10 protein-coding genes and 1 pseudogene are annotated in these 13,705 nt (G+C 71.2%); 10 read left to right on the top strand and 1 reads right to left on the bottom strand.

Going from position 1 to position 13,705, the window contains the following annotated elements; all coding sequences use genetic code 11:
* From AB0J68_RS13140 to AB0J68_RS13150, 3 genes are all read left to right on the top strand, one after another.
* Positions 1-707 (top strand): histidine kinase (locus AB0J68_RS13140; protein ID WP_363938438.1); only part of this gene is annotated, 707 nt, incomplete at its 5' end.
* Positions 704-1,366, top strand: coding sequence for a response regulator transcription factor (locus AB0J68_RS13145; RefSeq protein WP_355065988.1), 663 nt, complete (start codon positions 704-706; stop codon positions 1,364-1,366). The genes AB0J68_RS13140 and AB0J68_RS13145, both read left to right, overlap by 4 nt.
* A gap of 83 nt (positions 1,367-1,449) precedes the next feature.
* Positions 1,450-2,358, top strand: coding sequence for a hypothetical protein (locus AB0J68_RS13150; RefSeq protein ID WP_363938441.1), 909 nt, complete (start codon positions 1,450-1,452; stop codon positions 2,356-2,358).
* A gap of 240 nt (positions 2,359-2,598) precedes the next feature.
* On the opposite strand, the pseudogene AB0J68_RS13155 reads toward AB0J68_RS13150, so the two are convergent.
* Positions 2,599-2,985 (bottom strand): annotated as a pseudogene (locus AB0J68_RS13155) (helix-turn-helix transcriptional regulator); the annotation flags it as partial.
* A 420-nt stretch (positions 2,986-3,405) separates the two neighbouring features.
* On the opposite strand from AB0J68_RS13155, the gene AB0J68_RS13160 reads away from it, so the two are divergent.
* The 7 genes from AB0J68_RS13160 (at position 3,406) to AB0J68_RS13190 (ending at position 13,693) form a co-directional block, all read left to right on the top strand.
* Positions 3,406-4,224, top strand: a complete 819-nt coding sequence (locus AB0J68_RS13160; RefSeq protein WP_354862520.1) for a basic amino acid ABC transporter substrate-binding protein — start codon at positions 3,406-3,408, stop codon at positions 4,222-4,224.
* Between the two features lie 76 nt (positions 4,225-4,300).
* Entirely contained in the window at positions 4,301-5,095 is a 795-nt protein-coding gene (locus AB0J68_RS13165) for an amino acid ABC transporter permease (protein ID WP_354862518.1), read from the top strand.
* 5 nt (positions 5,096-5,100) lie between these two features.
* Positions 5,101-5,940 (top strand): amino acid ABC transporter ATP-binding protein, encoded by an 840-nt coding sequence (locus tag AB0J68_RS13170; protein WP_354862516.1) that lies wholly within the window; start codon positions 5,101-5,103, stop codon positions 5,938-5,940.
* 234 nt (positions 5,941-6,174) lie between these two features.
* Positions 6,175-7,179, top strand: coding sequence for a multicopper oxidase domain-containing protein (locus tag AB0J68_RS13175; protein ID WP_355136614.1), 1,005 nt, complete (start codon positions 6,175-6,177; stop codon positions 7,177-7,179).
* Positions 7,180-7,197: 18 nt separating this feature from the next.
* On the top strand, positions 7,198-11,145 hold the full coding sequence (locus AB0J68_RS13180; protein ID WP_363938444.1) for a ThuA domain-containing protein: 3,948 nt from the start codon (positions 7,198-7,200) through the stop codon (positions 11,143-11,145).
* A gap of 8 nt (positions 11,146-11,153) precedes the next feature.
* A complete protein-coding gene (locus AB0J68_RS13185; protein WP_363938447.1) occupies positions 11,154-12,683 on the top strand; it encodes a plastocyanin/azurin family copper-binding protein in 1,530 nt (509 codons plus the stop codon).
* 32 nt (positions 12,684-12,715) lie between these two features.
* Positions 12,716-13,693 (top strand): hypothetical protein, encoded by a 978-nt coding sequence (locus AB0J68_RS13190; protein ID WP_363938449.1) that lies wholly within the window; start codon positions 12,716-12,718, stop codon positions 13,691-13,693.
* Positions 13,694-13,705 lie beyond the last annotated feature (12 nt).

Consider the following 13,705-nt stretch of genomic DNA (forward strand, 5'->3'; position numbering starts at 1 on the left):
GGCTGAGCGCCGCCGCCGCCGCCGGTGAGGCGTTGCGGCAGGCCGAGCGGCGGGCCGACGAGGCCGAGCGCACCCGGGAGGAGACCGCGCGCCGCCGCGCCGACGAGGAGCGGCTGCACATCGCGCGGGAGCTGCACGATTCCCTCACCCACCAGATCTCGATCATCAAGGTGCAGGCCGAGGTGGCCGTCCACCTGGCCCGCCGACGCGGCGAGGCGGTGCCGGAGGCGCTGCTGGCGATCCGGGAGGCCGGCCGTGAGGCGAGCCGGGAGTTGCGCGCGACCCTGGAGGCCCTGCGGGACGACGGCAGGAACCCGCCGCGCGGCCTCGAACACCTGCCGGAGTTGGTGCAGCGGGCCCGGATGGCCGGGCTGGACGCGACGTTGACGGTCGAGGGCGAACGACAGGCCGTGCCGGCGGCGGTGGACCGGACGGCCTACCGGATCGTGCAGGAGTCCCTCACCAACGTCGCCCGCCACGCCGCCGCGGCCACGGCGTCGGTCCGCGTCGACTACCGTCCGGACGCCCTGGCGATCCGCGTCGACGACGACGGCACGGCCACGCTGGCCACCGTGCCAAAGCCCGGAGTCGGGCTGCTCGGGATGCGCGAACGGGTCACCGCCCTGGGCGGTCGCCTCCACGCGGCGCCGCGGGACGAGGGTGGCTTCACCGTCCACGCGGAACTTCCCGTCGGTCCGCCCGGATGATCCGCGTCCTGCTGGTCGACGACCAGGCGCTGCTGCGCAGCGGTTTCCGCGCGCTCCTCGACATCGAGGACGACATCGAGGTGGTGGCCGAGGCCGCCGACGGCCGCGAGGGGGTCGCCCTCGCCCGGCGTCACCTGCCCGACATCGCGCTCATCGACATCCAGATGCCGGTGCTGGACGGCATCGAGGCGACCCGGCTCATCGCCGCGGACCCGGCCCTGGCCGGGGTGCACGTCGTGATCCTGACCAACTACGGCCTCGACGAACACGTCTTCCACGCGCTGCGCGCCGGCGCCGCAGGCTTCCTCGTCAAGGACATCGAGCCGGAGGACTTCCTGCATGCCGTACGCGTCGCCGCGCGGGGTGACGCGCTGCTCGCGCCGTCGATCACCCGCCGGCTCATCGACCGGTACGTCGCCGAGCCGCGCCACCTGCGGGCCCCGACCGGCCTGCGGGAGTTGACCACCCGGGAACGCGAAGCCGTCGTCCTGGTCGCCCAGGGCCTGTCGAACGACGAGATCGCCACGCGGATGGTGATCAGCCCACTGACCGCCAAGACCCACATCAACCGGGCCATGGCCAAGCTGCACGCCCGCGACCGCGCCCAACTCGTGGTCGTCGCGTACGAGTCCGGCCTGGTGGCTCCGCGCCAGGACTGACCCTCGGCGGCTCGCCGCGGACCAGGGGCTGCGAGCGGGCTTGCCGCGCGGGGTCCGGTCCGGCGCGTGCCATGATTGCGCCCATGGGCAAGCAGCAGCACGTCGGCGGGGCCGACCGGGACAGCGGGTCGGGCACGGCGGCCGACCGTCCGATCGGTGATGGGGCGGACGCGCGGCTCGCCGTCGCACACGACCCCACAACGCCACAGATGACCCTCATCGACCTGGCGTCCGACGCGTCGGTCGCGGTCCGCAAGGCGGTCGCGGCCCGGCCGGACGCGCCCGCGCAGGCCCTGCGGTCGTTGACCCGCGACCATGATCGTCATGTCCGGGAGGCCGTGGCGCGCAATCCCGCGACCTCGGTCGGCAATCTCCTGCGTCTGGTCAAGGACGCGGACCGGTGGGTCCGCTGGGCCGTCGCCGGCAACCCGGCCTGCGACGAGTCGGTCCGCCGGGTGATGGCAGCCGCACCCGACAAGGAGCTTCGGGGCCTGCTCGCCGAGACCCGCGAGTTGGAGCCCGAGCTGGCGGCCCAGCTGGTCGACGACGTCTCACCCGAGGTGCGGGAACGACTCGCCACGCACACCCACGATCCGGACGTCATCGTCGCCCTGCTGGCCGACCGCACCGTCCGCGTCCGCAAGGGGCTCGCCCGCAACCCGCGGACCACCGCCGCGCAGCGCAGCGCCCTGGCCAGGGACCCGGCGGTCGACGTGCGGGCCGCGCTGGTCCGCGCGCTGGAGCTGGACGAGGAGGATCTGGCGGCCCTGGTCGACGACCGTTCGGTGCAGGTCCGGCTGGCGATGGCCACGTCGGAGATCATCCCGGCGCACGTCCGGCGGACGCTCGAAGGCGATCCCGACGACATGGTGGCCGCCGCGGCACGGGACTTCCGCCCCGGAGCCGGCAGCTCCCCGGTGGTGCGGGCTCCCCGCATCGGTTCCCGGCGTTCCGGCACCGGCCCGGGCCGCCCGGGCCGCGCCACGCGCTGAGGCCGGCTGCGTCCCGCGCTGAGGCCGGGTCGCGTCACCGTGCTGAGGCCGGCTCGCGCCGCGCGCTGAGGCTGGCTGCGCTACGCGCTGAGGCCGGCGGAGTTGCCGCGCGCTGAGGTCGGCCGGCCCTGCGGCGCCCGTCCGATCGAGCTACCGGCGGGACGCACCTGCCTGCGACGGGGAGGGCGGGGTGGCGCCGGAGCCGGTCGTGGACGGCGACGCTCCCTCGACCGGGAGGTCGCGGCCGGCGAGACGGCGGAGAAGCTCCCGGATCTGGCGCTTGTCCGCGGCGGAGACCGTGTCGTCGAGCAACCGCCGGCGGATGCTGCCCATGTCCGCCTCGACCTCCGCCAGCACCCGGGGCGTCACGGCGGCGTTCGGCATCGCGAGCGGCCGGATCGCGGCGGCGATGGAGAGGTCGAGGGTGGCGCAGAGGCTGCGCACCTTCGCCAACTCGGGGTAGCGCTGCCAGTCACCGGCGAGCCAGCGGAACAGCGTCGAGCGGCTGACGCCGGTGTGCTGCGCGATGTCGCCGACGGTCCAACCGTGCTCCTCGCGGGCGTCGTCGACGGCCTGGCGGACGAACTGCGCGAAGGCCATCTGAGGGGTCATGGGGTAGCTGTCCATCTCAGCCGTGCCCTCCCACCCGGAATCGCCTCGGTGTACCCGGCTCGATGGTCAGTTCTGCTTCCCCATTCCCGTGACGGCGGTACCCCTGATCGTCCACCAGCTTCTGTGGTGGCGCAGCGGTGGCCGGCACGACGGCTTACTCGTTCGAGGTGGGTCGGGTACTCAACTGCCGTTCGTCGCGGCGGAGCGGGCCGGGCCTCGGGTCACCGGACGACGGCGGACGGTCGGGGTCCGCTGCGCCCCGTCGTCCCGAACGTGTCCGCCTGTCCCGTTCACGGGCTGTGATGGACACCGCAGCACGACCGCTACGCCCCGTGATCTGGGTACCGTTCGTCGAATCAGGTACCGTCCCCTGTCACACCGTCTTCGCACCAACCTGGCTGCCCGTCACAGGGGAGCCGAACCGGAGGGACACTCGTGAGAGTCCGTAGCGCAGTCCGTCAGGCCGGCCTTGTCGCGGCGGTCGCCGCTCTGGCGTTGAGCGCGGGATGCGCCAAGAAGGATGACAGCGAGGTCCAGGCCAGCGGGGTCAAGCTGGTCGAGGCCGGCAAGCTGACCGTCTGCACCCACCTGCCGTACCCGCCGTTCCAGTCGAAGGACGCCAGCGGCAAGGTCACCGGGTTCGACGTCGACGTGATGGACCTCGTGGCCAAGGAGCTGGGCGTCGAGCAGACGATCATCGACACGCCGTTCGAGGGGATCAAGTCCGGTCAGGACCTGAACACCGGCAAGTGCGACGCGGCGGCCGCCGGCATGACCATCACCGCCGAACGCCAGAAGGTGATGAACTTCTCCGACCCGTACTTCGACGCGACGCAGGCGTTGCTGGTCAAGACCGGGAAGCCGTACAAGTCGCTCGACGACCTGCGGGGCAAGAAGCTCGGCGTCCAGGCGGCCACCACCGGTCGTGACTACGCCAGGAAGTTCGAGAAGGAGAAGGGCCTGCAGCTGGTCGAGTTCGAGGATCTCGCCGCCCTGCAGCAGGCCGTCGCCAACGGCCAGGTCGAGGCCGCCGTCAACGACCTGCCGGTGTGGACCGAGTACCTCCGCAAGAACCCGGGTGGGTTCGAGGTGACCGCCGAGTTCGACACCGGCGAGCAGTACGGGTTCTCGGTGAAGAAGGACGGCAACCCGGAACTGCTCAAGAAGATCAACGAGACGCTGGCCAAGGCCAAGCAGGACGGCTCGTACGACGCGATCTACTCCAAGTGGATCGGCAAGCGGCCGAGCGCCTGATCGAAGCTCAGTGGGGAAGGGCGCGCGCGACGCGCGCCCTTCCCGTCGGCACACTCCGGGAAGGCAACGAGCCAACGTGAAGCTGCGACGCCGCCAGCGGGAACGACTGTCCCTCGGCATCCAGTACCTGGTCTTCGTCGCGATCATCGCCGCGGTGCTCTTCGCCGCGGACTGGGGCAGGCTCAAGGACGCGTTCTTCCGCGTCGACATCATCGAGTCGATGTTCCCGACGATCATCACCGTGGCGCTGCGCAACACGATCCTCTACACGTTGGGCGCGTTCGCCTTCGGCCTCGTGTTCGGCACCGTCCTCGCCCTGATGCGGCTGTCCCGGGTGGCGCCGTACCGCTGGCTGGCGACCGCGTACATCGAGCTGTTCCGGGGTCTGCCGGCGCTGCTGATCCTCTTCCTCGTCGGGTACGGCATCCCCATCGCCTTCCCGGAGCGGGAGATTCCCGGCGGCGTGTTCGGCTCGATCGCGATCGGTCTCGGCCTGACCGCCGCCGCGTACATGGCCGAGACCATCCGGGCCGGCATCCAGGCCGTGCCGAAGGGGCAGATGGAGGCGGCCCGCACCCTCGGCATGTCGCACTTCACCGCCATGCGCACCATCGTCATTCCGCAGGCGTTCCGGATCGTCATCCCGCCGCTGACCAATGAGCTCATCCTGCTCACCAAGGACTCGTCGCTGGCCTACGTGCTGGGCGTGACGGCGCAGACCATCGAGGTCACCAAGTTCGGCCGGGACATGCTCAACGACCGGGTGAACGCCACGCCGCTGCTGGTGGCCGGCCTCGCCTACCTGGTCATCACCCTGCCCCTGTCCCAGGTGGTGCGCCGCCTCGAACTCCGCTACGCCAAGGCCCGGTGACCCGCATGACGACCACCCCGTCCCGTCCCGCCGTCGAGATCCGCGACCTGCACAAGTCCTTCGGGCCGCTCGAGGTGCTCAAGGGCATCGACTTCCAGGTCGGCCAGGGCGAGGTCGTCTGCGTCATCGGGCCGTCCGGCTCCGGCAAGTCGACGCTGCTGCGCTGCGTCGACCTGCTGGAGGAGCCGACCGCCGGCACGATCTGGGTGAACGGCGTCGAGATGACCGACCCGGACGTCGAGATCGACGCGGTACGCCGGGGCATCGGCATGGTGTTCCAGTCGTTCAACCTGTTTCCGCACCTGACCGTGCTGAACAACCTCACCATCGCCCAGCGGCGGGTGCTGCGGCGCGGTCGCGCCGAGGCCGAGCGGATCGCGCGGGCCAACCTGGAGCGTGTCGGCCTGACCGACAAGGCCGACGCGTTCCCGGCGCAGCTCTCCGGCGGGCAGCAGCAGCGGGCCGCGATCGCCCGGTCGTTGTCGATGGAGCCGAAGCTCATGCTCTTCGACGAGCCGACCTCGGCGCTCGACCCGGAGCTGGTCGGCGACGTGCTCACCGTCATGCGGGGGCTCGCCGAGGACGGCATGACGATGATGGTGGTCACCCACGAGATGGCGTTCGCCCGGGACGTGGCGGACCGGGTCGTGTTCATGGACGGTGGCGTCGTGGTCGAGCAGGGGCCGCCGCAGGAGGTGCTGGGCGCGCCGAAGCACGAGCGGACGCGCGCGTTCCTCGCCCGGGTCCTCGACCCGACCCGGGTGGAGCGGCTCGGTCAGCCTGACCAGTCGCCCGAGCCGCCCGAGGCGCCCGGCCTGCCGACGGACGACCGGCACACCGTCTGAGCACTCCACATCGCCTGGTCAATCGACGCACGGCGTGATCTCGCGGTAATCTTCCTGCAATCAGACCTGTACTTTCGTCGATGGATTACATAAGTTGGGTTCATCCATCGAAAGTTCTGAGTCTTCCGAGCGAAGTCCGCGACGATCCTCACCTCAGTCGTGCTGCCGCCTTGTGCTCGGCGGTCGATGCACCCTGCCCTCGTCGCGTCTTCGCCCGGTCGGGAACGGAGACCCATGGACGATCACGCCGTTGGCTCCCATCGTCACCTGTCCCGCCGATCACTGATCGCCACCGGGGCGCTCGCCGCCGGGGCGCTGGGCGCGTCCGCGCCCACGCTCGGCGGCGCGTTCGGAGGCAGCCCGGCCCGGGCCGCCGCCGGAGTGACCAGGAAGGTCACCATCTACGCCGAGCAGTTGCCCGGCGGGCTGTTCGGGTACGGCCTCGCACCCGGGCAGGCCACCGTGCCGGGGCCCGTGCTGGAGATCTACGAGGGTGACACCCTGGAGATCACCCTGGTCAACACCACCACCCAGCGGCTGTCCATCCACCCGCACGGGGTGGACTACAGCACCGACTCGGACGGCAGCCCGTTCAACGACTCGTTCAACAACCCCGGCGAGACCCGGACGTACGTCTGGCGCTCCCACGAGATGGTGGCCGCGTCGGGTCGCCGGTACATGCCGGGCAGCGCCGGCTACTGGCACTACCACGATCACGCCATGGGCACCGACCACGGCACCGCCGGAGTCGCGAAGGGCCTGTACGGGGCCCTGATCGTCCGCCGCCGCGGCGACATCCTGCCGGAGAAGCAGTTCACTGTCGTGTTCCACGACATGACGATCAACAACCGGATGGCCCCGGACACGCCGATGTTCGAGGCGAACCTGGGCCAGCGGGTGGAGTGGCTCGCCATCGGGCACGGCAACCTGTTCCACACCTTCCACCTGCACGCGCACCGCTGGGCCGACAACCGCACCGGAATGCTGGAGGGACCGGCCGACCCGAGCCTGGTCATCGACAACAAGGACCTCAACCCGGGCAGCTCGTTCGGGTTCCAGGTGCTCGCCGGGGAGGGCGTCGGACCCGGCGCGTGGATGTACCACTGCCACGTGCAGAACCACTCCGACGGCGGCATGGCCGGGATCTTCCTGGTGCGCAACGCCGACGGCAGCATGCCCCCCGGCGCCGAGGAGGCGATCCACCGGTTCCAGGGCCACACCCACACGCATGGAAGCTGACCGAAAGTGGGGACGGGGATGACCAGAGACGTACGACGAGCCCTCGCCGCGGTAGCGGCCTTCGCCACACTGATTCCGGCCACGGCCACGGCCACGGCGGCGACCGCCGCGCCGCGACCCGCGGCCGCCGCCCAGGCGGCCCAGCCGCCCAGAACAGCCGTGCTCGTATTCCACGGGCCGGTGGCCGAACAACAGGACCCGGTGTCGCGTGCCGTGGACACCATCCGACAGCTTGCGGCCAGTCATGACATCGATGTCACGGCCACCACGGACCCGGCGGTCTTCACCACGACCGGGCTCTCGGCGTACCGCAGCGTGGTCTTTCTCTCCGCGACGGGCGCCGCGCTCAACCGCGACCAGGAGTCGGCGCTCCAGGGCTACATGAAGGCCGGCGGGGGTTTCGTCGGCATCGCCGACGCCGCCCGCGCGCAGGTCGACTCCACCTGGTTCACCGGCCTGATCGGCACCCGCCCGGCGGGCGCCATCCCGGTTGCCGAGCCGGTGGCCGCGGTGACCGCCAGCGGCGAGAACCCGCCGAGCGAGACCAAGGAGAAGCTGACCGACGGCGACGCCAACACCAAGTGGCTGGTCCGCACCCCGACCGCGTGGGTGGCGTACCAGCTGGCCGCACCGAAGCGGATCACCGGGTACGCGCTGACGTCGGCCAACGACTTCGTCGGGCGGGACCCGAAGGACTGGACCCTGCAGGGCTCCACGGACGGCCAGACCTGGTCCGATCTGGACCGGCGCACCAACCAGACCTTCGCGGAGCGGTTCCAGACCCGGCGGTTCGACATCGCCACGCCGCAGGAGTTCAGCCGCTACCGGCTGAACATCACCGCCAACAGCGGCGAGCCGCTGATCCAGCTCGCCGACCTGCGCCTGTTCACCGGGACGGCCACCGCGCCGCCGCCGACCCCCGTGAACCGGGCGGTGGTCGACATCCTGGACCGTAAACACCCGGCCACCGCGTCGCTGCCGCTGACCCTCACCCGGTCGGACCGCTGGGACAACTGGGACCCGAACCCGATCGGCGCGGTGCACACCCTCGCCCAGGTCGAGGAACGGCACTACGACCCGGGGCCGGGCGCCAACGGCCCGTTCCACCCGGTGTCCTGGTGCCGGGACTACGACGGCGGGCGGTCGTTCTACACCGGCATGGGCCACACCGAGGGCAGCTACGGCGAGGAGGCGTTCCGCATGCACCTGGCCGGGGCGCTGAACTGGACCACCGGGCGCGTACGCGGTGACTGCCAGGCGACGATCGCCGCGAACTACAAGGTGGAGCGGCTCACCGCCGCCAACCAGACCGGACAGCTCGACCAGATCGGCGAACCGCACGGGCTCACCATCGCGCCGGACGGCACGGTCTTCTACGTCGGCAAGGCGGCCTGCCCCAGCGGCCCGATCGCGGACTGGAACGACCCGAACGTCGGCCTGGGCTGCGGCACCATCCACTCCTGGGACCCCCGCAGCAGGCAGGTGAAACTCCTCACCACCCTGCGGGTCATGGGCAACCGGGGCAGCGGCTCGGAGTTGGTGAAGAACGAGGAGGGCCTGCTCGGCATCGTGCCCGACCCGAAGTTCGCCGAGAACGGCTGGCTCTACGTCTACTGGATGCCACACGAGTCGATCGACCGGGTGAAACGGGTCGGGCAGCGCACCATCTCCCGCTTCACCTACGACCGGGCGGCCCAGACCATCGACCAGGGCACCCGCAAGGACCTGCTGCAGTTCCCGGTGCAGATCCACAGCTGCTGCCACGCCGGCGGCGGCATGGCGTTCGACGCGAAGGGCAACCTCTACGTCGGCTCCGGCGACAACAACTCCTCCGAGGGATCGCAGGGCTACTCCGGCAACAACTGGACCCAGGAGTACCAGGGGATCTCGTTCCAGGACGCCCGCCGTACGTCGGGCAACACCAACGACCTCGCCGGAAAGATCATCCGGATCCACCCCGAGGCGGACGGCACGTACACCATCCCGGAGGGCAACCTCTTCCCGCCCGGCACCGAGAAGACCCGCCCGGAGATCTACGTGATGGGCGTGCGCAACATCGCCCGCCTCCAGATCGACCCGGAGCACCAGTGGCTGACCGCCGGCTGGGTCGGCCCGGACGCCGCCTCGCCCAGCCCCACGCTGGGCCCCGCCAAGTACGAGACCGCCACCATCATCACGTCGGCCGGCAACCAGGGCTGGCCGTACTGCATGGGCAACCGGCAGCCGTACCGGGACCGCAGCAGCACCGACGCGACAGTGCTGACCGGCTGGTACGACTGCGGCAACCTGAAGAATGAGTCACCGCGCAACACCGGGCTGGTGGACATCCCGGCGGCCCGGGACAACATGATCTGGTATTCGCCGGACGGCGGCGGCCCGGTCTTCCCCAAGCGCACCGACGGCAGCGGTATCCCGACGTACGTCGCGGCCGACGCCACCTACACGCAGCCGTACCTGCGCGGCGGCGGGCAGGCCATCATGTCCGGCCCCACCTACCACCGCGACCGGGTCGATCCGAACAGCACTGTGGCGTGGCCGGCGTACTGGGACGAGAAGTGGTTCATCGGCGACGAGTCGAACGCCGCCAACCGGGTCGCGGTCACCGTCGACCCCGCCGGCGTGCCGACGGCCACCCCGCCGGTGTACGCCGAGTCGCTGCGGGCCATCATCCCCAGCGGCAACGGCGACACCCGGCTGCAGAGCTGGATGGACGCCAAGTTCGGCCCGGACGGCGCGCTCTACCTGCTCGACTACGGAGGCGGGTTCTTCAGCCTGCACCCCAACCAGAAGCTCATCCGGATCACCTACACCGGCGGTGCGCCCACCCCGGCACCGGCGGCGAACTCCGTCGCCGTGCAGAACAAGCCGTTGACGATCGCCTTCACCGGCTCCCGGTCCGGCGGCGTGAGCCACCGGTGGGAATTCGGCGACGGTGCCACGTCGACCGAGGCGGACCCCCGGCACACGTACGCCAAGGTCGGCACCTACACCGCGAAGCTCACCGTCACGTACGCCGACGGCGAGACGGCGACGGTGCAGACCACCGTCACGGCCGGCTGCGCGGTGCCGGACTCCCGGGGCACGGTGTGGCTCGGCGACACGGACACCGGAGTGCCCAGCCGCACGGTCGGGCAGGGGTGCACGATCAACGACCTGATCGACGACGAGAGCACCTGGCCCGACCACAACGCCTTCGTCCGGCACGTGAGCGCGGTGACCCGCGCGTTGCAGGACGACGGCCTGCTCAACGCCCGCGAATCGGGCACGCTCACCCGCCTGGCCGCCGCGTCCGAGATCGGCCGGGACGGGCGCACCGGATACGAGCCGCTCTACGACGGCACCGCCGAGTCGCTGCGCGGTTGGCAGCAGGCGCCGACGGGATCGTTCAGCATCCAGCCGGACGGGGCCCTGCGTTCCAGCGGCGGCCTCGGCATGCTCTGGCACACCAAGGAGCTGGCGGACTTCTCCCTCAAGGTGCAGTTCCGCGACATCGCACCGGGCACCGGCCGCGCCAACACCGGCGTCTTCATCCGCTTCCCGGATCTGCGAACCCCGCTGGAACAGCGGCCACCGGGCAGCTGCGGCACGGTCGGGTCGGCCCGGACCTCGCCGGCCTGGATGGCGATCTACTGCGGACACGAGATCCAGATCTACGACGGGGAGACCGGCGAGCCGCAGAAGACCGGTTCGGTCTACAACTTCGACCCGGTGCCGCTCGCCCAGGCCGGCGTCACGCCGAAGAACGTGTGGAACGACTACGAGATCCGGGCGGTCGGGCAGCACTACACGATGATCCGCAACGGCGTGGTGATCAACGAGTTCGACAACACGCCGGGCAAGCAGTCGTCGCGTGCCGGCGACCCGCCGACCGACCTGCGGCAGTTCCTGTCCGGCTTCATCGGCCTGCAGAACCACGGTGACAACGACCTGACCGAGTTCCGCAACATCCGCGTGCGGGAACTCTAGGAGAGACGATGATCCGACGACTCACGGCCGCGCTGGCGGCGCTCCTGCTCACGGTCACGCCGTTGGCCGCGCCACCCGCCTCCGCCGCCCCGCGCGCCGCCGCGGACCAGGTGCTGACCTGGACCGCCGACGACAACATCACCCGCTACAAGTCCGTGCCCACCCAGGCGGTGGCCGGCGCGGCGACGATCATCTGGGAGAACAGCGCGGCCACCGGCAACACGACCGGAATGCCGCACACCCTGACCTTCGACACCAGCACCGAGGGCTACAACCACGACGTCACAGTCAACATCCTGGCCAGCCCGTTCGACGCCAACGACGGCCGCCACCAGGCGACCGTCACGCTGACCCCGGGCCGGTACCGCTACTTCTGCTCGATCCCCGGCCACAGCCAGATGGTCGGGGAACTGGTCGTCACCGACGGCGGGGGAGGCGGCGACACCACGCCGCCGACGGTCACCGCCGCCGTGTCCGGTGACCGCGACCAGGACGGCAACTACATCGGTACGGCGACGGTGACCGTCACGGCCACCGACGCGGGCTCGGGTGTGGACACAGTCGAGTACCAGGTCGACGACACCAGCTTCCAGCCGTACACCGCGCCGGTGCGGGTCACCGCGGTCGGCGACCACTCGGTGCAGTTCCGCGCCACCGACCAGGCCGGTAACACCAGCGCGGTCGGATCGGTGTCGTTCCGGGTCGTCGAGCCGACCGAGGAGGACACCACCGCGCCGGTGGTCACGGCCGCGCTGGCCGGCGACCGCGACGGCGACGGCGACTACGTCGGTACGGCCACCGCCACACTGACCGCCACCGACGCCGGATCGGGGGTCGCCACCATCGAGTACGCCCTCGACGGCGCGGCCTTCACCGCGTACACGAACCCGATCGTGGTGACCGCGGCCGGGATGCACATGCTGCACTTCCGGGCGACCGACGTCGCCGGCAACACCTCGGCGGAGCAGATGGCCCACTTCACCGTCGTCGCCCCGCCGGAGGAGGACGACACCCCGCCCACGATGGCCGCCACGGTCACCGGCGAGCGGGACGCCGACGGCGCCTACGTCGGCGCGGCGACCGTCACCGTCACCGCGACCGACGCCGGCTCGGGTGTGGCGTCGGTCGAGTACGCGCTCGACACCGGCGGCTGGACCGCGTACGCCGGCCCGGTCACCGTCCGCACGCCCGGCGCGCACACCCTGCGCTACCGGGCGACCGACACCGCGGGGAACGCCGCCGCCGAGCGGTCCACCACGTTCACTGTGGTGGCCGACGGCACCGACGCCTGCCCCGCGTCCGACACCCGGGCCACGGTGATCATCGACGGTGACGACACCGGCGTGGCCAACGCCGACACCGGCGACGGTTGCACCATCAACGATCTGATCGACGAACACGCCGACTACCCCGGCCACGCCGACTTCGTCCGGCACGTCGAGGCGGTCACCACCGCTCTCGTGACCGCCGGAACGCTGACCAAGCGGCAGCAGGGCGCCATCGTCCGGGCCGCGGCCCGATCGGACGTCGGCGCATGAGCACCCGAATCTCACCGACAGGGAGTACCACGATGCCCGGACGTACCGTCGCCAAGCTGGCCACCGTGACCGCCGTTATCGCCGCCTCGGTGCTGGCCGTGGCGCCCACCGCCCACGCCGACCTGGTCACCCACTGCATCGGCACCGGCGGTGCGGTGACCGTGCCCAACGACCTGCTCGTGCCGGCCGGTGAGTCCTGCGCGCTGACCGGCACCACGATCACCGGCAACGTCACCGTCGCCGCCGGCGCCAACCTGGTGGTCACCGGTGGCCGGGTCAGCGGTGAGGTACGCGTCGCCGCCGACGGCTACCTCGACGCCACCGAGACGAGCGTCGACGGCCAGGTGGTGCTGGCCGCCGGCGGGTACGGCGTCTTCCTGTCCGACGCCCAGACCGGTGCGGTGACCGTCCGGCCAAAGGGCTCGGCCACCATCGACAGTTTCCTGTTCGCCGAGGCGGCGACGATCGCCGGAAACGTCACCGTCGGCGCCGGTGAGGTCCGGCTCGACGGGGGCACCCAGGTGACGCGCAACGTCAGCAGCACCGGCACCTACTACACCGACGTGCACGACTCGTTCGTCGACGGCACCCTGTCGGTGCTCAACAGCGCCACCGGCAGTGTCGTGTGCGGCAGCGCGGTCCGGGGTCGGGCCACGTTCGCCGGCAACCTCGGCGGTGTCCAACTCGGCCCGAACGGCGGCCTGGACAGCTGCGCCTCCGGCGGCTACTGGGGCGCGGACGTCAGCGTCACCACCACCACCGGTGGCGTCACGGTCGACGACAACATCATCAACGGCCAGCTGACGGTGACGGGCAACAACCCGGCCGCGCAGGTGGCCGCGAACAACCGCATCCGCGGCGGCGTGACGGGCGACCAGGCCGCGCCGACCGCCAACCGGGCGGCCCGGATGGCCGCCCCCGACCGGGAGGACGCGGGCGACGAGCGCGCCGAGGTCCGTCGTACCTCGGCGGTGCAGGAGGCCACCGCGGCCGGCGACGCCCGGCTCTAGGGGATCGACGCC

Source organism: Micromonospora sp. NPDC049580 (genome assembly GCF_040675595.1).
Taxonomy (GTDB): Bacteria; Actinomycetota; Actinomycetes; order Mycobacteriales; family Micromonosporaceae; genus Micromonospora.